We start from the raw sequence: 24529 nt of genomic DNA on the forward strand, positions 1-24529 counted from the left end.
AGAGCGCAGCGGACAGATGGTGGGTGTAGCTCAGCTGGTAGAGCACTGGGTTGTGATCCCAGGTGTCGCGGGTTCGAGCCCCGTCACTCACCCCATCAAATCAGGGCCCGGCCGTTTTCAACGGTGGGGCCCTGATGCGTTTCTGAGACCGGGTCAGGCCCTGGGCCCGGCACGGGCGCCAGAGCACTGGCCCCAGGATCTCCAACGGCGAGGCCTAGGCGGCGCCCTCCGGCTTCTCCTCGTCGCTCTCGTCGCTCTCGTCCCCGAGGGCCGGATGCGGCTCCTGCAGGCTGGACAGCTCCTCGATCTCGGGGAGGGTCAGACCGCCCGCCTCCAGCTCCGCGTCCGCCTCGGCCTCCAGCTCCGCCACCTCGGGCACGCTCGCCACGGCCGGCGGCGGAGCCGGTTTGGCGGGTGCGGCCGGGGCTTCGGGCTTGGGCGTCATGCCGTCGAGGAAGCGCAGCAGCTCGACCGGGAACGGGAGGACCAGCGTCGAGTTCTTCTCGGCCGCGACCTCGACCACGGTCTGCAGCAGTCGCAGCTGCAGCGCGGCCGGGGTGTCACTCATGATCGTCGCAGCCTCGGACAGCTTGCGGGAGGCCTGGAACTCACCGTCGGCGGTGATGATGCGGGCTCGGCGCTCGCGCTCCGCCTCGGCCTGCCGGGACATGGACCGCTTCATGGACTCCGGCAGAGCGACGTCCTTGATCTCCACCCGGTCGATGTGGATGCCCCAGCCGACCGCGGGGCTGTCCAGCATCAGTTCGAGGCCCTGGTTCAGCGGCTCGCGGTTGGTGAGCAGGTCGTCCAGCTCGCTCTTGCCGATGATCGACCGCAGGGAGGTCTGGGCGACCTGGGACATCGCGAAGCTGTAGTTCTGCACGTTCACCGTGGCCAGGACCGGGTCCTCGACCCGGAAGTAGACGACAGCGTCGACGCGGACCGTCACGTTGTCCCGGGTGATGCCCTCCTGCGCGGGCACCGGCATGGTGATGATCTGGACGTTCACCTTGCGCAGGCGGTCGGCGACCGGAAGCAACAGGGTCAGCCCTGGTTCCTTGATCCCCTGACGCACCCGACCGAAGCGGAACACGACACCGCGCTCGAACTGCTGAACGACACGGACTCCCGTTGCCAGCCAGACCGCTCCGGCTCCGAGAACCCCCAGGACGACATCCACAACCAGCATCGTCATCACCCCGACTCTGCCCGAGGACGCGAAATCGGCCCCGTCATTCTCCACGCTACTGCGCCACCGGCTCGCCAGGAACGGTCGTGCAGGTGTGGCGGATCATCCGTGCATGATCATGACCCGCTCGGGTGCGCTACCACGACCGGAGTAGTAACGCTGTGTAGGACCCGCTCGTTGTACAGAACGTGCACCTGTTCGCCACAGTGTTCACCGCCGCCGCCATCGCCGCGCCCACGCCGGTGCCCGCGTCGGTCCCGAACCCGGACGCACCCCGCCATGTCGACACCATGGCCTGGCTGCTGCCCGTCCTGCTGGGGCTGCTGCTCACCGCCGTCGCCTGCTACAAGCACCGGGGCCTCCCCAGCGGCCACTGACCCCGCGCGCGACGCACCCACGTGCCCACTCGCCCCGTGTTCACGCGCACGGCGGGCGTCAGCCGCGGAAGACCGCGTCCGGCGGCTGCGGGGAGGCCTCGGCGTCGGCGTCGCGCATCGGCAGAGCGCCGGCCTGGAAGTCGAGGAGATCGGGGCCCTGCTCGATCCTGGCCATGACCGGGTCTCCGGCCATCGCGCGCCCGAGTTCCACCAGCGGGAGCGGCGTTAGCGCGGCCAGCAGGATCAGGTTGCCGAACCGCTTGCCGCGCAGCACCGCCGGGTCGGCGACCAACGCCACCTCGGGGAAGACCGCCCGTAGCGTCGCCACCTGGCGGCGGGCGAACGGCAGTCGTCCCCCGTCGGCGATGTTGACCGCGTAGCGCCCGCCCGGGGCGAGCGCCCGGACCACGGCCTCCGCGAACTCGACGGTCGCGCAGTGGCCCGGGACGCGCGCGCCGCTGAAGACGTCCGCGATGACCAGGTCGGCCCATGCCTCGGGGGTACGGTCGAGCACCTCGCGGGCGTCGCCCCCGCGCACGCGGATCTGCCAGGCGCGTTCCAACGGCAGCTCACGGCGGACCAGTTCGGTCAGCGCCGTGTCGATCTCCGCCACCTGCTGCCGGGACCGAGGCCGGGTCGCGGCGACGTAGCGGGGCAGGGTCAGCCCGCCACCACCGAGATGCAGAGCGCTGACAGGACGTCCGGGCGGCCCGGCCAGGTCCGCGATCCGGCCGAGGCGGCGCTGGTATTCGAAGGTCAGCCGACGCGGATCGGCGAGGTCGACGTGCGACTGCGGGGCGCCGTCGAGCAGCAGGGTCCAGGCGTCGGCACGGTCCCGGTCGGGCAGCAGCTCCGCCAGCCCCGAGCCGACCTGCTCGGCCAGATGCCGGGACGCGGAGCCGCCAGGGGCTGCGGAGCTCCCGGACTTCGACCGCCCGCGCGAGCTCCCCTCGTCGCCGCCCGGACCGGTGCCCTGCTCCTGCTTCGCTCTGTGCTTCCTTGCCACCCGCCCAGTATCCGGCGTCGGCGGTCAGCGCCACACTCGGGGTTCGACCAGGTCAGGAGAGGTCAGCGGAGGTTCAGCACCCGTCGCAGACGGCGAGTGTGCGCGCGGCCTCACCGAGGGCCTCGCTCAGCTGGCCCGGGTCGGTGAGTCCGGCACGGCCGAGACCGTCGCCGGGCGGCAACAGCCAGTCGTACTCCGGGCCGGGCACGCAGATGCGCCGACAGGAGCTTCCCGGCAGCTGCCAGGCCTCGGCCGTGCCGAACGGGACCAGGAACGAGAGCGTCGAGCCCACAGCCCCGGCACCGGTCCTGGTACAGGGACCTGCGCCCGTCGCGGCCTGCCGCCCGTTCCGTGGCGGCGGTGCGGGGACGTCGTGCAGCACCCCGCCGCAGCCGCCGCGCAGTCGCAGGATGTCGACGGCCTCCAGCCCTTGACGCTCGGGGACTGTCACCAGGTCGACCAACGTGTCCAGGAGCGCGCCGACCACGGGCTCGGCCGCACCGGTCGAACCAGCGACATCGGCCGCACCGACCAGGTCGCGCCGACCGTCACCCCGGCCGTCAAGGTGGCCGTCAACTCTGTCGACGGCCTCGACCGGCCTGCGCGCACGGCACTCGGCCGCCGTCTGCCGCCCCGTATCCACCTGCACAGGTGCCTCCTTGGCCGTGCCGGGCAGCGCCCGGGCCTCCCTGATCCGGCAGGATCACGCAATCACGCCTGGTCGCACGCGGTCCTGCCGCGCCGCGAACGCCCCTGCGTCATCAGGTACAACGCGGCAGCCGATCACCGGCCACGGGCGTCGGTCCGGGCAGGCCGTGGCATTTCATAGCAGATGGAGGCGAGCGTGTCCGATTTGTCGCAGAACCCTGCGTGTTCGAGTTTTTCCGGAGAGTAGTCTCAGCGCTGCTGTTCCGTACCAGGGGGTGCCGCATGGCTCACGACTCTCTCCGTTCGCAACCCTCTCCCAACCTGCGGATGCGCGATCTCCGCGGGGATCTCTCGCCGCGCGAGTTCGCCGCTTCGGTGCGCCGCGCAGCTCGCGAGATCGGGGAGCACGTCTCCTGCGACGCGCGTTACGTCGGCAGGGTGGAGTCGGGCGAGATCCGGTGCCCCAACTACGCCTACGAGCGGGTGTTCCGACACATGTTCCCGGGCGCCGGGCTGGCCGAGCTGGGCTTCACACCCCGCGCGGAGGCCCGGCGCAGACCCGCCTCCGCGGCACCACCCGATGAGGAGAACGACGACGTGCAGCGACGCACGTTCCTGACCGGCGGCCCACTGGCTGTGGCCACCGCCCTGAGCTGGGACGTCCCGGCTCAGGCCGCGGCCGCCGGGGCGGCGGGAGACACCGCCGCCCCGGCCGCGCCGGTCGTGGGCACCAAGGTCGGCGCCCGAGAGGTCCACGAGGTCGAGTCGGCGGTCCGTCAGATCCGGCTGCTGGACGACGTCCACGGCGCGGACACCCTGTTCGAGCGGGCCGGGGACACCCTCCGCTCGGCGTACCAACTGCTCAACTGCGGCTCCTACACGGCCCAGGTCGAGCAGCAACTCCAGACCTGGGCGGGCGAGCTGGCGATCTCGGTCGGCTGGTTGGCGCACGACTCCGGCCGGTTGGGCGAGGCTCGCTCGCTCTACGCGGAGGCCCTCGCCACCGCGCGAATGGCAGGCGACGCGGCCTTGGAGGCGCACGCCTTCTGCAACACCGCCTTTCTGGCGCGCGACGCCGGACGCCCTCGCGAGTCGGTCCGGGCCGCACAGGCCGCACGCACGGCAGCGGCCGGGCTCGGCTCCCCACGCCTGCTGGCGCTGCTCGCGCTGCGCGAGGCGGGCGGCTGGGCACTGCTGCGCGATCGTGGAGCCTGCGTCCGCGCCCTCGGCGAGGCGCGAAGCCACTTCGAGGCGGGCACCTCGGAGGCGGATCCCGAGTGGATGACCTTCTTCAACGAGGGCGAGTTGGCCGGGCTGACCGCCCAATGCTGGGCCGCGATGGGCGAGTTCGACTCGGCAGCGCGATGGGCCGAGCAGGCCATAACGCTGCAACCCACCCACTTCGTCCGCAACCGGGCCTTGTACACCGCCGAGTTGGCCCATGACGAGCTCGGACGCGGCTCGGTGGTCGAGGCGGCTCGCACCGGCTCAGACGCGATCGGCCTGCTCACCTCGGTGCGCTCGACGCGTATCAGGGGCATGGTCTCCGCGACCGCGGAGCGGATGCGGAGCCGCGGGCTCAGCCGCGTGCCCGAGGTCGCGGACTTCCTGGAGCGGTACCAGTTGGCGTTGGCGAGCTGAGCCGCGAGCAACGGGTTGAGCTTCGCAGGCGAGGCTCCCGCCCAGCCGACGGGCCTCAGCCGAACACGCGGGCCAGCACCAGCCCGGCTGCGCCCAGGGCGACGGCGTCCCGCCCGGCCGGGGCGGCGGTGAGGGAGACGCGCTGCCAGGACGGGTCGGGGAGCCGCGCGTCGAGGACCTCCCGCACCGCTGCGAGGTAGGTCTCGGGGGCGTCGGCCACCTCGCGACCGCCGAGCACGACCTCGTCCAGGTCCAGCAGCCGGACCAGGTTGGCCACGCCTTCGCCGAGAAGCCGTGCCGCCTGATCCGGGGTGGCTGCCGCCTGCCAGAGCGCCTCCAGGCAGCCCTGGTTGCCGCAACGGCAGCGCGGGCCCGCCGGGTCGAGGACCTGGTGCCCGAACTCTCCGGCATTGGTGCGTGCTCCGCGCTGGACCGCGCCGCCGAGGACGAGACCGGCGCCGAGGCCGTGGTCGAGATGGATGAAGGCCCGGTTCGGGGAGCCGAGGACGCTGAGCACTCCGGCAGTGCTGTCCTTCTCGATCTCCGCGGCCAGCCCAAGCCGATCGGCGACGGCGTCACGCAGGGGGAACCGGTTCCAGGCGGGAGCTCCGGTGACCTCGTGCAGCACACCGGCCTGCTGGTCCAGCGGCCCCGGCGAGGCGACGCCCACGCCGAGGACCTGCTCGCGCGCGACGGACGCCAGCTGCCGGCCCACCTCCTCGGCCAGCAGGTCGAGCACCGGGCCCGGCCCCCACCCCGCCAGGTCGATGGGCAGGTGACGGGAGTCCACCACCCGTCCGGCGAGGTCGGCACGGAGCACCGTGAGCGCGTCGCGCCCCAACTGGACGCCGAGCGCCCAACGCGCGTCGGGGACGAGGGTCAGCAGGGTGCGAGGCTTGCCGCCGGTCGACGCCCCGCGCCCGGACTCCGCGACGAGGCCGTCCTCCAGCAGCCGCTGGACGATCTTGCTGATCGCCTGAGCCGTCAGACCGGACCCTCGGGCCAGTTCGACGCGGCTGACTCCGCCCGCCCCGGCGGCACGGACCAGGGTCAGCACGGCCGCCGCGTTGTGGTCGCGCAGCGCCGTGAGGTTTGCCCCCGGCCGGGCGGCCGACGTGTCGGCGGCAACGGTCGAGGCGGCCTGGGCGGCAGAGTCGGCTGAGGCTGCGGAGTGAGAGGAGGAGAGGGAGGCCACGGATTGATTATGCGGCTTGCTTGCCACTTAGTCCACGCTGTTGTTTAACTAGGAGACATGGCTGCGAACCGCACAGAGACGAACCACACGGAGACCGACGCCGCCCCGCTGCGCGTAGGCCTGATCGGCTACGGCGTCGCGGGCGCGGTGTTCCACGCACCGCTGATCGCGAACACTCCGGGACTGCACCTGGAGGCCGTCGTCACCTCGAACCCCGAGCGCAGGGATCAGGCCGCCGCCCGGTACCCGGAGGCCAGAATCCTGGCCGACGCCGCCGAACTCTGGCCGCTGGGGCTGGACCTGGTCGTGGTGGCCTCCCCCAACCGGACCCACGTTCCGCTCGCGACCGCCGCGCTGGACGCGGGCGTTCCGGTCGTCGTCGACAAGCCCCTGGCCGCCACCGCCGCCGAGGGCCGCGCCCTGGCCGAGCTCGCGGAGGCGCGCGGCCTGCTGCTGAGCGTCTTTCAGAACCGGCGCTGGGACGGCGACTTCCGTACGGTGAGCGAGCTGGTCCGCTCGGGCCGACTCGGCACGGTGCACCACTTCGAGTCGCGGTTCGAGCGCTGGCGTCCCAACCTCAAGGGCGGCTGGCGCGAGCTGGGCGACCCGGCCGAGGCCGGCGGCGTCCTCTACGACCTGGGCAGCCACCTGGTCGACCAGGCGCTCACCCTCTTCGGGCCCGCGGTCCGCGTCTACGCGGAGCTCGACATCCGCCGACGCGGCGCACAGGCCGACGACGACTCCTTCGTGGCGCTGACCCATGCCGACGGCACCCGCTCCCACCTGTGGATGAGCGCGGTCGCCGCCGATCTCGGCCCGCGCTTCCGGGTGTTGGGCAGCGAGGCCTCCTACGTCGGCTACGGGCTGGACGGCCAGGAGGACGCTCTGCGCGCGGGACGCACTCCCGCCGACGAGGGCTGGGGCGAGACCCCGCCGGAGCGCTACGGACGCCTCGGCACGGTCGACGACTCGGTCGCGCATCCGACCCTCCCCGGCGCGTACCAGGAGTACTACGCCCGACTCGCGGAGGCGCTCCACGGGCGCGCGCCCGCGCCGGTCGCCGCGCGCGACGCGATCAACGCGCTCACCGTGCTGGAGGCCGCGCGCCTCTCCGCCGCCGAGGGCCGGACGGTGGCACTGTGACCACGACCGCCGAACTCGTCGAGCAGGAACAGCGGTTGCAGTTCGCCCGCTTCACCAACGAGGACGCCTGGCGGCTGGGCTCGCTGCTCACCGAGCTGGCCAGGGAGCGCGGCCTGCCGGTCACCGTGGACATCCGCCGCGGCGAGCAGCAGTTGTTCCACTACGCCCTCCCCGGCACCTGCGCGGACAACGACGCGTGGATCGAGCGGAAGATCCGCGTGGTGCGACGCTACGAGGCCAGCTCCTACCTGGTCGGGCAGCGCTTCCGCGAGAAGGGCGGCAGCTTCGAGGAGAAGTCGCGGCTCGACCCCGACCGCTATGCGGCCCACGGCGGAGCGTTCCCTGTGGTCGTCACCGACGTGGGTCTGGTCGGGACGGTGGCCGTGTCCGGACTGCCACAGCTGGACGACCACAAACTGGTGGTCGAGGCGCTGGAGCGGTTCCTGGAGGGCTGATCACTTGCCCGCGGTCCCGGGGGCCCGCTCCAGCAGGCCGGACTAGGCCAGGTGTGCCGCGTCGTTCCAGCGCTCGACGGCGCGGGCGCCGTACTCCCAGGTCAGCACCGACAGCGTGGCCGGGCCGAGCTTGAAGCGCTGCGCCTGCTCCGGAGGCAGACCCAGCCAGCGCGCGGTCAGGATGCGCAGCAGGTGCCCGTGGGCGAAGACCACGACGTCGTGGTCGGCGCTGTGCATCACCGTGGTCTCCGGGTCCGGCACGCCGGCACGAGCGTCGATGTCGGCGAGGAACGCGTCCACACGGGCGCTGACCTCGCCGATCTTCTCGCCCCCGGGAACGCCGTCGCGCCAGATCAGCCACCCCGGCTGTGCCCCGGCCCGGATCTCGGGGCCGGTCAGGCCCTCGTAGCTGCCGTAGTCCCACTCCATCAGCCGGTCGTCGAGGGCCAGACGGCCGCCGAAGCCGGCCAGTTCGGCGGTCTCCCTGGCGCGGGAGAGCGGGCTGCTCACAATCTCGGCGTCCGGGAGGCCGTGCCACGGCGCGGCGGCGAACCGCTCGCTCAGCCGGCGACCCATGGTGCGACCCTCGTCCGTGAGGGGGATGTCCGTCCGCCCGGTATGGCGACCGGTCGCCGACCAGTCGGTCTCACCGTGCCGGACCAGCAGCAGCCGCGCGGGCATGAACGTTCCTCCAGGGGCGTGCGGGAGCGCGCGCAGGCGCGCGGGACGACTCCCATGATCCCGGATCCGGCCCGCAATCGCCGATCAGGTCCGCATCCCGATCAGCCCTGCGACGCGGGTGCCTCGGCCGCCTGCCGGGCACGCTCGCGGATGCCGCAGAGGATCAGGTCCAGTCCGTAGGCGTACTGGCCCGCGCCGTCGCCCGCACAGACCAGCATCTCGGGCGCCAGGTCGGCGAGGTTCGGGAAGCGGTCCTGCGGAAGCGCCGCAAGGCGGTTGCGGAAGTGCTCGACCGCCTCCGGGCGGGCGCAGACGCGGATCTCGCGGAGCGCGGAGCCGATGGTGAAGCGTGAGAGCGTGCCGTAGGCGCGCGTCACGTCCTCGCGCCCCAGTCCCGCCTCGCGCAACAGCATGAGCATCCGCTCCATGGCCGACGTGGCCGCGTCGAGGAAGTCGTCGTTGCCGGCCGACTCGGCGAGCAGTCGCAGCACGGCGGGACGGCCGGTGAAGAGGTCGTGCACCGCGATGCAGGCGGCCCGCAGCTGCTGGTCCCAACTGCCCTCGGTGCTGGGCGGGGCGTAGGCGTCGAGCACCCGGTCCCGAGCCGCGCGGAACAGCTCGTCCTTGCCGCGGAAGTAGGTGTACAGCGCCATCGTGCCGACGCCCAGGTCCTCGGCGAGGGCACGCATCGAGAAGGCGTCCAGGCCCTTGTCGTCCAGCAGGCGGAGGGCCCGCTCGATGATCAGCTCAGCGCTCAACGATCCCCGTGGCGCGCGCGACCGCCGCGTCGGTCGGGGCCGGGCGACGGTGCCGGCGGACTGCTCGGAGGGCATGCCAGGAGCGTACACAGCTGAGGTAACGGCCGGTAAAAGGCACCACAACGGGTGTGTTCGACCGGGTTCGCGGGCCACGCACGCCGCAGACGGGCCAGTGAGGGCCGGGATTCGGCCGGGATTCGGCCAGGGTCGGGACGCAGCCCGGCCGCCGCCGGGACGGTTGCGACAGGGACTGCCGTACGACGTACGGTACGGCGTACGGTTAGCTCTGCAGAATCGTCCCGCAGCGCCCGGAGCCCGCCATGTCATCGACCGCCGCCACGCCCGGGCACAGGGACGTCGCCCGGAACGACGCACCCGGCGTTCGGGTGCGGGAGCTGTTGCTCGTCGCGGTGATCTACGTCGCCTACATCGCCTACGACAGCAGCCGGCTCCTGGTCCGGAGCGGAACCGGCAGCGCCCAGCGGGGCGCGACCGGTCTGCTCGACCTCGGCATACCCGCCGACTTCGCCTACGCGACGCTGCACTACCTGGCCACTCCGGCCGTGCTGATCTGGCTCTGGCGCCGGCACCACCGCGCCTACCGGCGCGCGCGGACCTGGCTCGGGACCACCACCGTGCTCGCACTGGTCGGCAGCGCCTGCTTCCGCTGCCTCCCCGTGACGCCGCCCCGCCTGCCGCTGGCTGTGTCTGGCCTCCATGTGGCCTGGGCGCTCTGGTGCGGCGTGATGCTGGTCCGCTTCGCCCAGGACCGGACGGTCAGGACGCTGGGGCTGCTCTATCCCGTGATCATCGCCCTGGTGGTGACGGGGGCCGGCGACCACTCCCTGTCGGACGTCCTGGCAGGTGGGACCGTCGTCGTCGTCGGCGGTCTCCTGGCGGGCCCGGTGCAACGAGCGAACGCGCGGGTCCTCGGCCGGCGGCGCCCGACGTACCTGTCCCCCCTTTCTCCTCGATGACCACGTCCTTCGATGACCGCGTCCCTCGATGGCCTTGTCTCCGATGAGGCACCTGCCGAAGGACATCCCGAATTGTCAGTGGAAGGTGCCACACTGGCGGGCACCATGAACCACTCGACGCACATGCGGGTCGACCCGCCGCTCACCCCGCTCGAATCGCGGCTGGCCGCGCTCCGCGGACGTGCTGCCGCGCGGAGCATGGACGCGCGGACGCTGGCCGCGCTCGCCGCCAACCCGGGGTGCGGGCGACGGGCCGTGCTGGACGCCGCCGGGGTCGACAAGGGCGCGCTGGCCGAACGGCTGGGCACCCCAGGGGCGATGGGCCAGTCGCCGTTCGCGATAACGCGCGGGTTGGTCTTCGAACGTCGCCTGCGCGCCGACGGCTGTGCTGAGTTGGTGGCACTGCTGCGCCGGACGCTGTTGCCCGAGGGCGACGAACAGGCTCCGGTCGAGGTGCCGGACCTGCTGGTCAAGGAGGGTGCCGCGGTCCGGGCCGCGCGTACCCGGTCGGTGCTGGCCGAGGCAGCGTCCCGGCCCGGGGTGTGGACCGTGCTGGACCACCCGCTGCTGCGGATGGAGGTCGCCGGGTCCACGGTCTCGCTGGAGCCCGACGCCGTCGTCGTCCGTCCCGACGGGCGCTGGACGGTGCTGGAGATCAAGTCCTTCCCGATCCTGGACGGCTCCGCCGATCCGGCCAAGGTCGGCGCGGCGGCCCGCCAGGCCGCCGTCTACGTGCTGGCACTGCGGGCGACCGCGGCCGCGCTGGAGGGCACCACGCTGCCCGCCTCCCCCTACGCCGAACCGGAGGGCATGGCCGCGGCTCCGAGCACGACCGGGCTGCTGGTCTGCCCGCGCGACTTCAGCAACGCCCCCACCGCCGCGTCGGTGGACCTGCGCAAGCAGATCGCCGTGACCAGGCGTCAGCTCGCCCGGCTGACGCGGGTGGAGCAGCTGCTGGACGTGCTGCCGTCCGGCGCGAGCCTGGAGGACACGCCGCACTCCGTCGACGCGCTCCCCCATGCGTACTCGCCCGACTGCCTGGCCGCCTGCGAGTTGGCGTTCCACTGCCGCACCCAGGCGCGCGCCGCAGGGGCGGTGGAGACGCTCGGTCGGGGGATCCGCGCCGAACTCGGCGGCATCACCACGGTCGAGGAGGCCCTCGCCGCCACCACGCCCGGCGGCGAACTGGCACGAGCGGCCGAGCTCCGACGCGAGGCGCTGGCCATGGGTGCGGGCATGGATGTGACCCCAGCGGCAGCGACGACGTCCGCGCGCGACCTAGCGGTCGTGCCGTGAGCCTGCTGACCACCCTGGCCCGGCTGGAGGCGGTGCGGTCCGGCCGCGCCCAACCACTGGCCACGGTCCGCCATCGGCATCTGGCCGAACGGCCTTTCGTCCTGGTGCCGTTGACCGCCGCCGGCGAGACTGGCGCGCCGCTCGCGGCCCTGCTCGGATGCGACCGCGAGCGGCCGGTGCTGCTCACCGTGCCGCAGCCGCTCGACCGCGACCTGCGGTTCGCCTTCCTGGCCCGACTGGCCGACGAACTGCTGCCGTATCTGGAGGGTTTCGGCGAGTCCGTCGAGCTGATCGAGCGCACCGGCAAGGATCCGGAGTCGGGAGAGCGCACCACTGAGATCCGCGAACTCTGTGCGGAAGCGCCGCAGTTGATCGTTCCCAACCAGGGTGGCATCGAGTGGCTCGGCGTGCTCGGCCGGTCGATGCGGTTCCGGCGCACGGCCGAGGACGCCGACCCGGGTCCGTTCCCGGCTCCGCCCAGGGTGCCGCTGCTGGGCCGCTGGCTCACCCATCTCGCCGAGCGCGCGCAGGTGCCGGGGTCGTCGCTGCTGCTGCCGCTCACAGGCGTGCTGGCGCGCCACTGGGCGACGGGGCAAAGTTCGCTGGAGGACGCACATCTGGGCGCGCTGCTCGGCTGGATCGCTCCGCCCGACGGCGAACGCGGCGAGTCGGCGGCACTGCGGGCCGAGAACGGACGGGACGCGCAGGGCCAACTCGTCTGCCCTCCGGCCGGTCCGGCCACCGACCCCGATTTCGACCGTGCCGTGCTCGGCCCGGCGATCACCCGCTACGACGCCGCCCGCGATGCCGCGCGCGTCGCCCGGGACGGGGCTGCCGCCCAAGGCGTGGACGACGCGGACGAGGCGAAGGACTTCAACGACCTGAGCGGCGAAAGCGCCGACCGGGCCCTGGCCGCGCACGTGGTCGCGGCCCGGGCGGCAGAGATCGACGCGCTGCTGGAGGCCGTGCTGCTCCCGGTCTGGCAGCAGGTGTGGCAGGGCATCGACCTGCTGCGCACGCTGCCGCCGGGCGCGCATGTGGCCGAACGCTGGGAGGGCGACCGCTGGTCGTACACCGGCCACCGCGACCGGCTGGCGGCAGGCGAACCGCCGCAGCCGATCCGCGACGACGCCGTGACCGCCGCGCGCAAACTCGCCCAGCGCGAACGCGAGCAGACCCGGCTCGACCTGCAGGAGGCCCTGGACGACCCGCTGGCCATGGCCGAGCACCGGCTCGCCGGGCAGGCCTTCGCCGGCGAGGTCGTCTCCGTCGAACCCGCCTACGACACCAGCGGTCGCAGCCCGAAGCCGCGCCCGCTGGTGACCGTCCGCACCGCCGACCGCCCCCACGTCGAGGCCGGTTCGGAGCTGCACCGGGCCAACGGTCCGTCCGCCCAGAAGGCCGAGCTGGCCGGGGTCGACGAGGCCGCCGGGCTGTTGACGGTCCGCCTGCTGAGCGGCATGGGCCGCAAGAAGGAGCCGGAGCCGCGCAGCGTCCCCGAGCCCGGCGACCAGGTCTGCTTCACCTTGTTCGAACTGTCGGCACGTCAGTCCGCACCGCTGCCGGAGCCCGAGGACACCCCCTGGACCCACGGAGGCCCGCCGCAGTGAGCAGCAGCACCACCGACCCGTCCGCCGCCCTGCCGTCCCCGGGCGAGCAGGCCGATGCCGCGGTCGCGGCGATCCTGCAGGCCGCGGTGCACGGCGGTGAGCGCGGCACGGTCGTGGACTCGCCTCCGGGCGCCGGCAAGTCCACGCTCGTGGTCCGGGCCGCCCGCGAGCTCGCGGGTGCGGGCGAGCGGCTGATGATCGTCGCGCAGACCAACAGCCAGGTGGACGACCTGGTCGACCGGCTCGCCGAGAAGGAGCCCGGGCTGGCCATCGGCCGTCTCCACGGCAGCGACGCGACCCCGGCCGAGCACGCCCTGCGCCACCCGGGCGTGGTGGCCTCCACCAAGGTCGCCGACCTGCGCGAACTGCCGGTGGTGGTGGCCACGGCGGCCAAGTGGCAGTGGGTGAAGGACGTCGATCCGTGGCGGCACGCGATCGTCGACGAGGCGTACCAGATGCGCTCGGACGCGCTGCTCGCGGTGGCGCGACTGTTCGAGCGTGCCCTCTTCGTCGGCGATCCGGGCCAGTTGGACCCGTTCAGCATCGTCGATGCGGACGCATGGGCGGGGCTGACCTACGACCCCTCGCAGAGCGCCGTCGTCACGCTGCTCGCCCACAATCCCGGCATTGTGCCGCACCGGCTTCCCGTCTCCTGGCGACTGCCGGCCTCAGCCGCGCCGCTGATCTCCGACGCGTTCTACCCGTTCACCCCGTTCCGTGCCGGGACCGAGCCCGGCGACCGCCGACTGCTGCTGGGCTCGCCCGCGCCCGAGACCCCTCCCACGGCGTCGGCCCCACCCGCAGCCCTGGCCGCCGCGGCGGACGAGGTCCTCGATGTGGCCGCAGCCTCGGGTTGGGGCCTGCTGGAGCTCCCGCAGCGGCACACCGTCCGTACCGATCCGGAGGCGGTCGCCGCCGTCGCGGCCGTGGTCGCCCGACTGCTGGCCCGTGGGGGAAGCACCCTCTCGGAGCGGGGCGAGGAGCAGCTCACCGCCGACCGGGTCGCCGTCGGCACGGCCCATCGCGACCAGGCCTCGGCGGTGCGCGCGGCGCTGGTGGCGCTGGGCGTCGAGGGTGTGACCGTCGACACGGCCAACCGGCTGCAGGGGCGCGAGTACGACGTCACCGTCGTTCTGCACCCGCTCTCCGGACGTCCGGACGCCACCGCGTTCCACCTGGAGACCGGCCGCCTCTGCGTGCTGACGTCCCGTCACCGGCACGCGTGCATCGTGGTCGCGAGGGCGGGGATCCCGGAGCTGCTCGACGACCACCCGGCGACCGAACCGGTGCAGCTGGGCGTGACGTTGACGTTCCCGGACGGCTGGGAGGCGAACCAGGCCGTGCTGGACCACCTCGCCGCCCACCGGGTGCGCTACCGGCCCTGATCCGGCGCCCGTGGTTCCACTCGCGGCCCACTCGCGGCCGAGAGGCGACCCTTAACGGCCCGCACGGGACCTGGAGCCGTCGGGAATCGGGCCGAATCCCACTGCGCCGTCACGGGAATAACCAGGTGGAGAGGCCCTGTTCCTCACCCGGCAGCTTCGGACCGACAATGGACTGCCGGGAGCTCGTCCGCACGCAACAGGAGGTGTCCGATGTCCGACTCCACGCCCGAGCGCTCGTCGCAGAGGAGGCTCCGCCCTGCCCCGCTGCTCTTCGAGCCCGGATTGGCGGAGCCGGAGACGGAGCACTTCTTCGACCTGGAGTCGATCGAGGACCCGCGGGAGCTGCTCGGTCGCTCCACCGAGCTGACGCTCGCGTTCCGCGCGGCAGCGGAGCGCGCCTCCGAGTTCCAGGCGATAGCGGCGGCCCAGCTCGCCGACCCGCGCCGGTTCGACAACCTCACCCTTGAGGAGATCGCGGCCCGCGCCGACTGGACTCCGGACTATGCCGCCAAGATGGTCGAGCACGGGCGCGGCCTGCTCAGAAGCCAGCCACTTCCGTAGGGACCAAGCCGGCGCTGCCGACCACGCACTGCTTCTGGCATATGCCAAAGGCAGCGGATGTTACTCCGATTCACCCCTACGTGTCCGGCTTTCCCGGGTTCCGGTGCGGCTGTCTTCCCGGTCCCGATAGAGCTTGGACCGTGGACATGTGGACCTACGACTCCGTCGAGTACGTGACCGTCGCCGGCGAGGCCTGGCTGGCCTCCGCGAGCGAGTACCCGCGCAGCATGCGCGCACTCTGGGAGACCCGTCCGTGGGCGGCCACGGTCCTGCCCTGCGGGCGCGTCTTCGATGTGATCAACCTGCCCGGACTCTTCGGCCGCAGGGTGCTCGACGAGCTCTGGGCGAGCGGGCCGGGCTGCGGGCCGGTGGCCACGCTCCGCGGCCGGATCCTGATCTTCGCCGAGCCCGGCACCGCCGCGCGCCTCCGCCCGCTGCTGGTCTGGGAGGAGTGGGCGCGCGACGTGCCGACCCTGCTCTGCCACGGCCAGGGCGACGCGATCACCGTCCCTCCGCTGCAGCGCCCGCTGGACGCACCGGAGCAGCAGGGACGCTGGATCGTGGCACCCGACGGCCGCGAGCCCTGGCTCCCCGGCGCGTCCACCCTGCTCTGGGCCTGTGTCCGCGCCTCCCGCGACCTGCCCGGCGGCGCGGTCCGCGCAGAGGCGGGCAGGCCCGCAGCGGCCGCGTCCGGTGCACCCTCCCCCGCACCGGACGTGGCTCCGCCGGACTTCGTCCCGGCAGGCTGAGCCTGCGCCGATCCAGCATGTGCGCCGATCCAGCATGTGCGCCGACCGAGCACGCGCACCGACCGGCTGATAGCCCCGCCCGCCCCGGCAAGGCCGGACTCACCCGATGGCCACCGCCGCGCCGGAGACCCGCACCCGCTCGTCGTCCGGCGAGGCGGTGACGGCCAGGGTGCTCGGGCGGCCCATGTCCTCCCCCTGCCGGATGGTGAACGCGCCCGACGACGGGAGCGCGCCCAGGTCGCGCAGGTAGCCGCCGAACGCCGCCGCGGCCGCGCCGGTGGCCGGGTCCTCGACCACGCCGCCGATCGGGAACGGGTCGCGCGCGTGGTAGAGCTCGGGACTCTCACGCCACACCAGCTGCACCGTCGTCCAGCCTTGACGGTCCATCAGTCCGGCCAGTCCGTCGAAGTCGTAGTCCAGCGCCGCGAGTCGGGAACGGGAGCGGACGGCCAGCACCAGGTGCTCCACGCCGCCGAACGCGACGCACGGCGGCAGCTCGCCGTCCAGGTCCTCCGGGGCCCAGCGCAGCAGGGCCAACGCCTCGGCGAGTACGGCCGCGTCCACGGGCCGTGAGCGGGTCGGCGCGCTGGTCAGTGTGGCGCGAATCACGCCATCGCCGTCCTTGGCCGTCTCCACGGCGATCTCGCCCGCCGCCGTGTCGAAGAGCAGCGAGCCCTCGCCCAGCCGCTGGGCCAGGGCGACGGCGGTGGCGACCGTGGCGTGCCCACAGAAGGCGACCTCGGCCAGCGGGCTGAAGTAACGCAGGCGGAAGCGCCTCCGTTCCTCGTCGCGTTCGGTGACGAAGGCACTCTCGGAGTACCCCACCTCCGCCGCCACGGTGAGCATGTCGGCGTCCGGGACGCCGCGGGCGTCGAGCACGACGCCGGCGGGGTTGCCGCCTGCGGGATCGGTCGAGAACGCCGTGTAGCGGAGGACATCGCTGGTGAGACGCACAGGTCCGGGCATGCGCCCAAGGTCCCACGCGGGTCGGACGAGTTCAACGAACGACCCCGGGGACAGCCCGAAAGGGTGGTCCGGGCGGCGCTCGCGATCCGGGGCCGAGGCGGTGGCCGGGCGAAACGGATTCGGCATTCGGTCGCCGTTCATGTAATGTCTTCCCCGTCAGCAGGCGCCGCTAGCTCAGTTGGTTAGAGCAGCTGACTCTTAATCAGCGGGTCCGGGGTTCGAGTCCCTGGCGGCGCACAGACAGCGAAGGGCCTCCTTGTCACAGCAAGGAGGCCCTTCGGCGTTGGCGCAGCAGCCGGCGCAGCAGTCGTCCCGGCCGAGGACAGGTGGAGCCATGAAGGCGCAGGAGCTGGTCGACGCCGCCGCCGGGCTGGTCCCGGCGCCGGGCGGCCGGGTACTCCTCGGCATCGCGGGCGCCCCCGGTGCGGGCAAGTCCACGCTGGCCCGGCTGCTGGTCGCGGAGCTCTGCGACCGGCTCGGCCCGGAGGCCGCGGCGTACGTCCCGATGGACGGCTTCCACCTCTCCAACATCCAGCTCGAACGCCTCGGCCTGACCAACCGGAAGGGCTCGGCGCCCAGCTTCGACGTCTGGGGCTACCTGGCGCTGCTGCGGCGGCTGCGCAGCCACCCGGCAACGGAGCCGGTGTACGTACCGGACTACGACCGGGCCCTGCACGAGCCGATCGCCGCCCGCCACCTGGTCACGCCCGCAACCCGGCTGGTCGTGACCGAGGGCAACTACCTCGCCGCCGGTGACGCGGCCGGTCCGGGCTGGGCGCAGGTGCGCGCGGCGCTGGACATCGTCTGGTTCCTCGCCACCCCCGACGAGGTCCGCGACACCCGACTGATCGCCCGTCAGCGCGAGGGCGGTCGTGACGCCCACGCGGCCCGCGCTTGGGTCGACACCAACGACCACCCCAACGGCGACCTGGTCAACGCCCACCGCGCCCCGGACGTGCGCGTGATCACCGTCGAGCCGTGACCACCACCCGGCAGCCGTAACCCTCCGTCACCTCATTCGTCACCTTCGCCGCCGCCTCACCGCTTCCATCGCCTCGGCCCACCCTCGTCGCGTCGGCGTTCTGCCCACAGGCCGGCCCGAGCCCGGCCCCCGTTCCGGGCCCCGGCCCCGGCCCCGGCCCGTCGAACGCTCAAGATCAGCGTGTCGAACGCCGTTTGACCTCCCCTCCCGTGCCACTCCGGGAGCGGTGCGGCCCGCGACCGCGTCACCTGCCGAGCTGTCGGATCCGTAACCCGTCCTGCCTACTCGAACAGGCGGCTCCGGTTCCGTCTACCTAGCGTGAGAGACCTGGCGACCAGACGTGACCGCCGTCATCACGGGGGCATGGACGGCGCCGTCCTTCCCGTGCCCGATGCGCGCCGTCGCGCGCGCCCCGGCTGGAGGTAGATCCGCGTGGGTATACCAGCGCCGCCCGAGTCCGTGTCCGAGAACCCCGCCGAGGAGCCCGACAGCCCCGGCAACCCGTCCTCGGCGCACAAGCACAAGCGGTTCCGACGAATACGCCGACTGCTCGGCCTGCGCACCACACGCGTCGTGCTCGCCCTGGTCGCAGCGGTGTTCGTCTGGCTCTGCTGGTCCGTGGGCCAGGCGCTGACCGCGCCCGGCGACGACAGCGTGGCCGCCCGGATCGCCGAGTGGGGGCGTGACCACCACCTCGGCCCGCTGGTCACCTTCCTGGAGGACCAGCAGTACAAGGCGCATCCGCCCAAGGTCGGCGGGACGCCGACGATGGCACTCACGCCGGACGGAGCCCCGGTGCAGAACAACGGCACCTCCTCGATGAAACCGATCGTCCCGGCCCGGCTGGTCTCCCCTGCCGGTCCGCCGCTCCCCGGCGAGGGGACCTGGCAGACGCTCGGCAGCGTCCACGGCACCCCTGCCCTTCTCGGCGCCTTCCTGCGCCCGGACGACCAGCACACCTCCTACGTCGCGGCCGTCGTGTCGATGGACCAGCGGCTGCTCCGCTTCCAGCTGCACCCCGGCGAGTCCGACCCGGGCCCTGCCAACTGGGGTGTCCCGCCCTCCGTTCCGCCCGGTCAGCGCACCGGACTGCTGGCGACGTTCAACGGCGGTTTCAAGGTCAACGACTCCGAGGCCGGAGGCGGCTTCTTCCTCAACGGGATCACCCGCGGCACCCTGACCGACGGCGCCGCCTCCCTGGTCTTCACCAAGGACGGCAAGGTGACGGTCGCCCAGTGGGGACGTGACGCGTCGATGACGCCGAACGTCACCGGCGTCCGCCAGAACCTCAAGCTGATCGTCGACCAGGGCAAGGTGCCGGCCAGCGTCGACCAGAACGTCGAGTACGGCTGGGGTCTCACCATCGCCGGCAAGTACTTCGTCTGGCGCTCCGGCGTGGGCGTCACCTCGGACGGACGGCTCGTCTTCGCCTACGGCCCGGCCCTGTCCGTCCGGACGCTGGCCGACCTGCTGGCGAGCGCGGGGTGCGTGCGGGCCATGCAGCTCGACATCAACCCGGCGTGGATGTCGTTCCAGTACTACCAACCGAAGTCGAATCCGGCCGACCCGACGCCGGTCAAGCTGCTTCCCGACCAGGAGCGCCCCGCCGACCGCTACTACGACTCGACGAGCCGTGACTTCACGGCGGTGTACGCGCGATGACCACCCCTCAGCCGGTGCGACCCGTGCAGCCGCCGAACCCGGCGGCCCCGGCGACCGCGTTCGTCGACGGCCGCCGCGCCGGGTGGGCCCGCTGGCCCTCGGCGGTGCTGCGTACCTCGCGGCCGCGGCAGTGGGTGAAGAACCTGCTGGTCTTCGCGGCCCCGCTCACCGGGTCCGAACTGACCGCGCGCCACTTCGAGGCGCGGGGCGGCAGCGCGCTGGGCGGAGCGGCGGTGGCCTTCGTGGTCTTTACCCTGGCCTCCTGCGCCGTCTACTTCGTCAACGACACGGTGGACGCGGAACGGGACCGGAAGCATCCGCGCAAGTGCCTGCGCCCGATCGCCTCCGGCGAGCTGAGCGAGGGCGCGGCGATGGTCGTCGCCGGGCTGCTGCTGGCGGCCGCGCTGTCGCTCAGCCTGACCGCGCCCGGCTACGGGTTGACCCTCGCGGTCAGCGCGTACCTGGTCACGTCGTTCCTCTACAGCCTCGGGCTCAAGCACCTGGCCGTACTCGAACTCACTCTGGTGGCTTCGGGGTTCGTGCTGCGGGCGCTGGGCGGCGCGGCCTCCTCGCAGGTGCCGCCCTCGGGCTGGTTCGTGCTGGTCTGCAGTCTCGGCGCGCTGCTGGTGGCGATCGCCAAACGGCACACCGAGCTGGCCGGTCTCGGCGCACCCGCGGCGGCGCACCGGCCGTCGCTCCAGCACTACACCCTCGGCGGCCTCCGGGTCGCGCAGCGGGTGATCGCGCTCGCCATGGTGGCCGCCTACCTGGCCTGGGCCCTGATGGAGCCCGACCACGCGGTCCGCCCGTGGCATGTGGCGACGGTGGTGCCGCTGGTCGGCGCGCTGGTCCGGTTCGACCGGCTGACCTCACGTGGGACGACCAGCCATATCGAGGACCTGCTCATCAAGGACACCTTGATGATCTTCATGGAGCTGAGCTGGCTGCTTCTCTTCGCCCTCGGATTCGCCGCTCCGGAGATGTGACCGCAGTTGTGACCGGAGTTGTGACCGGCAGGGAGCAGCAGGGCACGGCCCGGCAGGCGGCGGCCTGCCGGGCCGTCAGCGTCCCCCGGGTGTCGCGTCCGGGTCGGGCCCGGCGGCGGCCTCCGCCTCGCTGTAGAGGTCGGGTTCGAGGTAGATGACCCGGGCGATGGGCTCCGCCGCCCGGACCCTGGCCTCCGCGGCGTTGATCGTCGCCGCGATGTCCGCCGCGTCGGCGTCGGGCCGGACGGCGATCTTCGCGGCGACCAACAGCTCCTCCGGGCCGAGGTGGAGCGTGCGCATGTGGATGACCCGCTCCACATCGGGAGCGGCCAACAACGCGTCGCGGACCCGGGCGACCGCCTCCGGGCTCGCGCCCTCGCCGAGCAGCAGGGACTTGGTCTCCGAGGCGAGCACCAACGCGATCGCCACGAGCAGCACGCCGATGCCCAGCGAGCCGACGCCGTCCCAGACGCCGTCGCCGGTCAGCACCGCGAGCCCGACGCCGCCGAGCGCAAGCGCGAGACCGATCAGCGCGCCGAAGTCCTCCAGCAGCACGACCGGCAGCTCAGGGGCCTTCGCCGTGCGGATGAACCGGCCCCAGGACTGCGCCCCCTTGAGCGGCCGGGCCTCCCTCACCGCGGTGCGGAAGGAGAAGCCCTCGGCGACGATCGCGAAGGCCAGGACGCCCACCGGCCAGTACCAGTGGTCGATGGCGTGCGGGTGACGGACCTTCTCCACACCCTCGTAGAGCGCGAAGACGCCACCGAGAGTGAAGAGCACGACCGAGACCAGGAAGCCGTAGACGTACCGCTCCCGCCCGTACCCGAACGGGTGCGACTCGTCCGCCGCACGGCGGGCCTTACGCCCGCCGATCAGCAGCAGCACCTGGTTGCCGGAGTCGGCCACCGAATGCACGCCCTCGGCGAGCATGGAGGAGGAGCCGCTGAAGGCGAAGGCGACGAACTTGGAGACGGCGATGGCCAGGTTGGCGCCCAGCGCCGCGACCACCGCGCGCGTCCCACCGGAGGCACTCATCCGGTTACGGGACGACCGTGACGGGCCAGCGACCGGACTTCACCAGGCGGACGCCGACCGAGCCGACCAGCCGGTGACCGGCCTTCTGCGAGGCGCCGATGACCACCCCGTCCGCCTTGAGCTGGTCGGCGAGATCGACCAGGCCCTGGTACGGGTCACCGGGCGAGGTGTAGAACTCCCAGCGCAGTTGCTGACCTTCGGGCATACGCTCGGCCGCCTGGCGGATGTCGGCGAGCAGCGCGTCGGCGACCTCCTGCTCCGCCTGCATCACCGCCGCGCCGACGTCGGCGCCGCCCATGGCGCTGATCGGCTGCACGTAGACGAGCGCCAGCTTGGCCCCCTGCCGCCGCGCCAAGCCGGCCGCGTAGGCGGCGGCCCGCATCGAGGAGTCGGACCCGTCGATGCCGACCACCAGCACGGAAGGGCCGTCCGTGCCCAGCTCGAAGGCGTGCGCCGAGTGCGCCGCGGACTGCGGGACACCTGCGGCCCCGGCATCAGCCGCGTTGCGCTCGCTCTCGGCGTTGCCGGTGCTTCCCGGACTGTCCTCGTTGGCCATCGTCCTCTTCCCCTCCGGTTCCCCGCCGTTGTGACGTCGTCCCGACCCTACGCCCGACCAGGCGTTCCTCCCGGGCGGCACAGCGGGAGGGGGTCCGCAAAGCCGACCGGTCGACCGACTCCTGTGCGGACGGCGACGCGGCCGTCCGACAGTCACGTAGCGTTCCCTGGGGCATGGGGCATTCCCGGAGGCACATGGCGTTCCCGGATTCAGGGGACGTTCCTGCCGTCAGGCGGCGTTCCCTGACGCGGCGTCGAGGAAGTCCAGCAGCAGGCGGGTGGCCTCGTCGGGCCGCTCCATGGTGGGCAGATGCCCCGCCCAGGGCAGTGCGACCCGGCGTACGTCGGGAAGCTCGGCGGCGAGCCGCGCGGCGGAGTCGCGGAAGTCCTGGAAGTCGTGCGCTCCCGAGACCACCAGCGTCGGCGCCTCGATCTTCGACAGGTCCCGCTCGACCGGGTCGGCGGCGAAGTACTCGGTCATGCCGGACTGCAGCTCGAACGCGCGACGCTGCATGGTCCGCAGCGACGCCTTCGCGGTGTCGTCGGCCTCGGGGCCGAGCCAGGTGGTCACGTTGAGCTCCGTCGCGGCGTCCAAGTCGCCCGCTTCGAGCAGTGCGTCCTCGCGCTCGCCGAAGGCAAGCAGCTCGGGCAGCCACTGGTGTCCAGGCACGGGGGCGCAGAACAGCGCCAACCCGGCGACGCGGTCCGGCCGGTCGAGAGCCACCTCCTGGGCAACCCGGCCGCCGTTGGACGAGCCGACCAGAACCGCACGCTCGATGCCGAGCCCGTCCATCAGCGCGAGGACGTCGTCGGCCTCCCGGTACGGAGCGTCTGCCGAGGGCGTCGCGCCGAAGCCGCGGAAGTCGCAGCGCACCACGCGGCGACCGGTGCGGACCAGCGCCGCCCACTGCGGATCCCACATCCGGCTGTCACAGGCACCGGCGTGCAGCAGCACCAGCGGGAGCGCGTCAGCTTCGGCCGCGCCCTCCGTCTCATAAGAGATCGTCATTCCCCCGACCCTGACCTGGTCTTCGGTCGGGGTCAAGGGACTTTCGACGGCAACGCTCGGCCGTCACCGCTCGGCCGTCAGCGGTCTGCGGTCACGCGCCGGCGATCTGCTCGTGGTGGCGGATGACCTCGGCGATGATGAAGTTGAGGAACTTCTCGGCGAACGCCGGGTCGAGGCGCGCGTCGCTGGCCAGCTCACGCAGCCGGGCGATCTGCTCGCGCTCCCGAGCCTGGTCGGCCGGCGGAAGCCGATACTCCGCCTTGAGGCGGCCCACCTCCTGCGTGCACTTGAACCGCTCCGCCAACATGTGCACGATCGCGGCGTCGATGTTGTCGATGCTGCCGCGGAGGCGGTCCAGCTCTGCCTTCGCGTGCGAGTCGACCTCGGCGTGGCTCTCGGACATGCGCTCCCCTGGTGTCTGTGGCGTGCCTGCGGCGCACCGGCTGCCCGGTGGACGTCGCGGCCCTCGTCGAGGGGCCAGGATACCGATTCGGCATTTCCTGCCCAGGTCATGTAATGTCTTCCCCGTCAGCAGGCGCCGCTAGCTCAGTTGGTTAGAGCAGCTGACTCTTAATCAGCGGGTCCGGGGTTCGAGTCCCTGGCGGCGCACAGACAGCGAAGGGCCTCCTTGTCACAGCAAGGAGGCCCTTCGGCGTTCGCTGCGATAAGGTCGACGACGCAGGACGTAGACCGCCGTGACCGGCGCCGACCGAGGAGGTGAGACCCATCAACGCTCGTGCCGCGTGGATGCTCCCCTCGAACGGCCGCCGCTGACGAGTCCACCGAGGACCGTCACCGGGCCGGACCGAACTGGGGAGACCCGTTCAGCCTCCCGAAAGGCCCGTTGGACCAGATGTCTCCGACTCCTCCCCCTGCTTCATCGTCTTCACCCTCGTCACCCGCCTCACCCTCCCGTTCCTCCCGCGACGCCGTCGTGGCCCGGCTGCGCGCCGCCGGATGCGTCTTCGCCGAGGACGAGGCCGACCTGCTGCTCGCCGAGGCCGGCAGCCCGGCGGAACTCGACGCCATGACCACCCGCCGCGTGGACGGCCTGCCGCTGGAGCACGTGCTCGGCTGGGCCGAGTTCTGCGGTCTGCGCATTCACGTCGATCACGGCGTCTTCGTCCCCCGCCCGCGCACGGAGTTCCTGGTCCAGCAGGCGCTGCTGACCGGGGCCGCCTCCCGCGAGGATCCGCGGGAGCTGGTCGTGGTGGACCTGTGCTGCGGCTCGGGGGCGCTCGGCGCCGCCGTGTCCGCCGGGTTGCGTGCCTCGGGCCGCTCGGTCTCCCTGCACGCGGCCGACATCGACCCGGCCGCGGTCGACTGCGCCCACCGCAACCTCGCGCCCTACGGCGGCCACGCCTACGTCGGCGACCTCTTCGATGCCCTGCCGACGGCCTTGCACGGCCGGATCGACGTGCTGCTGGCCAACGTCCCGTACGTCCCGACGGAGGACGTCGCCCTGCTGCCGGCCGAAGCGCGGGAGTACGAGGCGCTGGTCGCGCTGGACGGCGGCACGGACGGCCTTGCCGTGATGCGCCGCGCCGTCGCCGGGGCCGCCCGATGGCTGGCCCCGGGGGGCGTCGTGCTCGTCGAGACCAGCGAACGGCAGGAGGGCGCGGCCGTCGCGGCGTTCGAGGCCGCCGGGCTGGTCACCCGGGCG

25 protein-coding genes and 3 tRNA genes are annotated in these 24529 nt (G+C 72.7%); 17 read left to right on the forward strand and 11 right to left on the reverse strand.

Going from position 1 to position 24529, the window contains the following annotated elements; all coding sequences use genetic code 11:
* Window positions 1–19 precede the first annotated feature (19 nt).
* A tRNA-His gene (locus I2501_RS21130) sits at window positions 20–95 on the forward strand.
* A gap of 119 nt (window positions 96–214) precedes the next feature.
* Here the strand turns inward: I2501_RS21130 and I2501_RS21135 are convergent.
* Window positions 215–1189 carry a slipin family protein gene (locus I2501_RS21135; RefSeq protein WP_408022763.1) on the reverse strand — a complete coding sequence of 325 codons (975 nt, stop codon included), beginning with the start codon at window positions 1187–1189 and terminating at the stop codon, window positions 215–217.
* Window positions 1190–1377: 188 nt separating this feature from the next.
* On the opposite strand from I2501_RS21135, the gene I2501_RS21140 reads away from it, so the two are divergent.
* On the forward strand, window positions 1378–1566 hold the full coding sequence (locus tag I2501_RS21140) for a hypothetical protein (protein ID WP_196195698.1): 189 nt from the start codon (window positions 1378–1380) through the stop codon (window positions 1564–1566).
* Window positions 1567–1624: 58 nt separating this feature from the next.
* Here I2501_RS21140 and I2501_RS21145 read toward each other — a convergent pair whose 3' ends face one another.
* Together I2501_RS21145 and I2501_RS21150 are read right to left on the reverse strand one after the other, a co-directional pair.
* On the reverse strand, window positions 1625–2449 hold the full coding sequence (locus tag I2501_RS21145; RefSeq protein ID WP_196195742.1) for a spermidine synthase: 825 nt from the start codon (window positions 2447–2449) through the stop codon (window positions 1625–1627).
* 196 nt (window positions 2450–2645) lie between these two features.
* Window positions 2646–3059, reverse strand: a complete 414-nt coding sequence (locus tag I2501_RS21150) for a hypothetical protein (RefSeq protein ID WP_196195743.1) — start codon at window positions 3057–3059, stop codon at window positions 2646–2648.
* 488 nt (window positions 3060–3547) lie between these two features.
* Between I2501_RS21150 and I2501_RS21155 the strand changes: the two genes are divergently transcribed.
* Window positions 3548–4861, forward strand: a complete 1314-nt coding sequence (locus I2501_RS21155; RefSeq protein WP_196195699.1) for a tetratricopeptide repeat protein — start codon at window positions 3548–3550, stop codon at window positions 4859–4861.
* 55 nt (window positions 4862–4916) lie between these two features.
* On the opposite strand, the gene I2501_RS21160 is transcribed toward I2501_RS21155, so the two are convergent.
* Entirely contained in the window at window positions 4917–6056 is a 1140-nt protein-coding gene (locus I2501_RS21160) for an ROK family transcriptional regulator (RefSeq protein WP_196195700.1), read from the reverse strand.
* Window positions 6057–6113: 57 nt separating this feature from the next.
* Here I2501_RS21160 and I2501_RS21165 point away from each other — a divergent pair, with 57 nt between their 5' ends.
* Both I2501_RS21165 and I2501_RS21170 read left to right on the forward strand, forming a co-directional pair.
* Window positions 6114–7199: a Gfo/Idh/MocA family oxidoreductase gene (locus tag I2501_RS21165; protein WP_196195701.1), complete on the forward strand. Its 1086-nt coding sequence runs from the start codon at window positions 6114–6116 to the stop codon at window positions 7197–7199.
* Complete coding sequence (locus tag I2501_RS21170; RefSeq protein ID WP_196195702.1) at window positions 7196–7654, forward strand: heme-degrading domain-containing protein; 459 nt, start codon at window positions 7196–7198, stop codon at window positions 7652–7654. The genes I2501_RS21165 and I2501_RS21170 overlap by 4 nt, the downstream gene beginning before the upstream one ends.
* A 42-nt stretch (window positions 7655–7696) precedes the next feature.
* Here the strand turns inward: I2501_RS21170 and I2501_RS21175 are convergent, their stop codons facing one another.
* On the reverse strand, window positions 7697–8335 hold the full coding sequence (locus I2501_RS21175; RefSeq protein WP_196195703.1) for a histidine phosphatase family protein: 639 nt from the start codon (window positions 8333–8335) through the stop codon (window positions 7697–7699).
* Between the two features lie 101 nt (window positions 8336–8436).
* A complete protein-coding gene (locus I2501_RS21180; RefSeq protein WP_196195704.1) occupies window positions 8437–9168 on the reverse strand; it encodes a TetR/AcrR family transcriptional regulator in 732 nt (243 codons plus the stop codon).
* Window positions 9169–9413: 245 nt separating this feature from the next.
* Here I2501_RS21180 and I2501_RS21185 point away from each other — a divergent pair, with 245 nt between their 5' ends.
* From I2501_RS21185 to I2501_RS21210, 6 genes are all read left to right on the forward strand, one after another.
* Complete coding sequence (locus I2501_RS21185) at window positions 9414–10070, forward strand: phosphatase PAP2 family protein (protein ID WP_196195705.1); 657 nt, start codon at window positions 9414–9416, stop codon at window positions 10068–10070.
* 105 nt (window positions 10071–10175) lie between these two features.
* Window positions 10176–11366: a hypothetical protein gene (locus I2501_RS21190; RefSeq protein ID WP_236046776.1), complete on the forward strand. Its 1191-nt coding sequence runs from the start codon at window positions 10176–10178 to the stop codon at window positions 11364–11366.
* Entirely contained in the window at window positions 11363–12976 is a 1614-nt protein-coding gene (locus I2501_RS21195) for a hypothetical protein (RefSeq protein WP_196195706.1), read from the forward strand. Before I2501_RS21190 ends, I2501_RS21195 begins: the two co-directional genes overlap by 4 nt.
* Before the next feature lie 29 nt (window positions 12977–13005).
* Window positions 13006–14361 carry an AAA domain-containing protein gene (locus I2501_RS21200; protein WP_196195745.1) on the forward strand — a complete coding sequence of 452 codons (1356 nt, stop codon included), beginning with the start codon at window positions 13006–13008 and terminating at the stop codon, window positions 14359–14361.
* Window positions 14362–14571: 210 nt separating this feature from the next.
* Window positions 14572–14922, forward strand: a complete 351-nt coding sequence (locus I2501_RS21205; RefSeq protein ID WP_196195707.1) for a hypothetical protein — start codon at window positions 14572–14574, stop codon at window positions 14920–14922.
* 146 nt (window positions 14923–15068) lie between these two features.
* On the forward strand, window positions 15069–15671 hold the full coding sequence (locus tag I2501_RS21210) for a bifunctional DNA primase/polymerase (RefSeq protein WP_196195746.1): 603 nt from the start codon (window positions 15069–15071) through the stop codon (window positions 15669–15671).
* A gap of 99 nt (window positions 15672–15770) precedes the next feature.
* Here I2501_RS21210 and I2501_RS21215 read toward each other — a convergent pair whose 3' ends face one another.
* Window positions 15771–16637, reverse strand: coding sequence for a PhzF family phenazine biosynthesis isomerase (locus I2501_RS21215; protein ID WP_196195708.1), 867 nt, complete (start codon window positions 16635–16637; stop codon window positions 15771–15773).
* 163 nt (window positions 16638–16800) lie between these two features.
* Between I2501_RS21215 and I2501_RS21220 the strand changes: the two genes are divergently transcribed.
* From I2501_RS21220 to I2501_RS21235, 4 genes are all read left to right on the forward strand, one after another.
* Window positions 16801–16874 (forward strand) — tRNA-Lys (locus I2501_RS21220).
* 97 nt (window positions 16875–16971) lie between these two features.
* A complete protein-coding gene (locus tag I2501_RS21225; protein WP_196195709.1) occupies window positions 16972–17619 on the forward strand; it encodes a nucleoside/nucleotide kinase family protein in 648 nt (215 codons plus the stop codon).
* A gap of 432 nt (window positions 17620–18051) precedes the next feature.
* A complete protein-coding gene (locus I2501_RS40670) occupies window positions 18052–19281 on the forward strand; it encodes a phosphodiester glycosidase family protein (RefSeq protein ID WP_196195710.1) in 1230 nt (409 codons plus the stop codon).
* A complete protein-coding gene (locus I2501_RS21235; RefSeq protein ID WP_196195711.1) occupies window positions 19278–20267 on the forward strand; it encodes a decaprenyl-phosphate phosphoribosyltransferase in 990 nt (329 codons plus the stop codon). Before I2501_RS40670 ends, I2501_RS21235 begins: the two co-directional genes overlap by 4 nt.
* Before the next feature lie 75 nt (window positions 20268–20342).
* Here the strand turns inward: I2501_RS21235 and I2501_RS21240 are convergent, their stop codons facing one another.
* The 4 genes from I2501_RS21240 to I2501_RS21255 form a co-directional block, all read right to left on the reverse strand.
* The gene (locus I2501_RS21240; RefSeq protein WP_196195712.1) at window positions 20343–21302 is read right to left on the reverse strand and encodes a cation diffusion facilitator family transporter; all 960 of its coding nucleotides are present in this window, start codon (window positions 21300–21302) and stop codon (window positions 20343–20345) included.
* Window positions 21303–21306: 4 nt separating this feature from the next.
* Entirely contained in the window at window positions 21307–21858 is a 552-nt protein-coding gene (locus I2501_RS21245; RefSeq protein WP_196195713.1) for a universal stress protein, read from the reverse strand.
* A 228-nt stretch (window positions 21859–22086) separates the two neighbouring features.
* Window positions 22087–22866, reverse strand: coding sequence for an alpha/beta fold hydrolase (locus I2501_RS21250; RefSeq protein WP_196195714.1), 780 nt, complete (start codon window positions 22864–22866; stop codon window positions 22087–22089).
* A 91-nt stretch (window positions 22867–22957) separates the two neighbouring features.
* Window positions 22958–23269, reverse strand: a complete 312-nt coding sequence (locus I2501_RS21255; protein WP_196195715.1) for a chorismate mutase — start codon at window positions 23267–23269, stop codon at window positions 22958–22960.
* Between the two features lie 132 nt (window positions 23270–23401).
* Here I2501_RS21255 and I2501_RS21260 point away from each other — a divergent pair.
* Window positions 23402–23475: transfer RNA gene (locus I2501_RS21260), tRNA-Lys, on the forward strand.
* A 244-nt stretch (window positions 23476–23719) separates the two neighbouring features.
* Window positions 23720–24529: putative protein N(5)-glutamine methyltransferase (locus I2501_RS21265; protein ID WP_196195716.1), on the forward strand; the 810-nt coding region annotated here is incomplete at its 3' end.

The organism is Streptacidiphilus fuscans (genome assembly GCF_015690355.1).
GTDB lineage: Bacteria > Actinomycetota > Actinomycetes > Streptomycetales > Streptomycetaceae > Streptacidiphilus > Streptacidiphilus fuscans.

Coding starts and splice junctions, on each gene's coding strand:
- I2501_RS21135 (WP_408022763.1), bottom strand. CDS start 1,189: ATGCTGGTTGTGGATGTCGTCCTGGGGGTTCTCGGAGCCGGAGCGGTC.
- I2501_RS21155 (WP_196195699.1), top strand. CDS start 3,548: ATGCGCGATCTCCGCGGGGATCTCTCGCCGCGCGAGTTCGCCGCTTCG.
- I2501_RS21165 (WP_196195701.1), top strand. CDS start 6,114: ATGGCTGCGAACCGCACAGAGACGAACCACACGGAGACCGACGCCGCC.
- I2501_RS21175 (WP_196195703.1), bottom strand. CDS start 8,335: ATGCCCGCGCGGCTGCTGCTGGTCCGGCACGGTGAGACCGACTGGTCG.
- I2501_RS21180 (WP_196195704.1), bottom strand. CDS start 9,168: ATGCCCTCCGAGCAGTCCGCCGGCACCGTCGCCCGGCCCCGACCGACG.
- I2501_RS21185 (WP_196195705.1), top strand. CDS start 9,414: ATGTCATCGACCGCCGCCACGCCCGGGCACAGGGACGTCGCCCGGAAC.
- I2501_RS21190 (WP_236046776.1), top strand. CDS start 10,176: ATGAACCACTCGACGCACATGCGGGTCGACCCGCCGCTCACCCCGCTC.
- I2501_RS21205 (WP_196195707.1), top strand. CDS start 14,572: ATGTCCGACTCCACGCCCGAGCGCTCGTCGCAGAGGAGGCTCCGCCCT.
- I2501_RS21210 (WP_196195746.1), top strand. CDS start 15,069: ATGTGGACCTACGACTCCGTCGAGTACGTGACCGTCGCCGGCGAGGCC.
- I2501_RS21215 (WP_196195708.1), bottom strand. CDS start 16,637: ATGCCCGGACCTGTGCGTCTCACCAGCGATGTCCTCCGCTACACGGCG.
- I2501_RS21225 (WP_196195709.1), top strand. CDS start 16,972: ATGAAGGCGCAGGAGCTGGTCGACGCCGCCGCCGGGCTGGTCCCGGCG.
- I2501_RS21235 (WP_196195711.1), top strand. CDS start 19,278: ATGACCACCCCTCAGCCGGTGCGACCCGTGCAGCCGCCGAACCCGGCG.
- I2501_RS21240 (WP_196195712.1), bottom strand. CDS start 21,302: ATGAGTGCCTCCGGTGGGACGCGCGCGGTGGTCGCGGCGCTGGGCGCC.
- I2501_RS21245 (WP_196195713.1), bottom strand. CDS start 21,858: ATGGCCAACGAGGACAGTCCGGGAAGCACCGGCAACGCCGAGAGCGAG.
- I2501_RS21250 (WP_196195714.1), bottom strand. CDS start 22,866: ATGACGATCTCTTATGAGACGGAGGGCGCGGCCGAAGCTGACGCGCTC.
- I2501_RS21255 (WP_196195715.1), bottom strand. CDS start 23,269: ATGTCCGAGAGCCACGCCGAGGTCGACTCGCACGCGAAGGCAGAGCTG.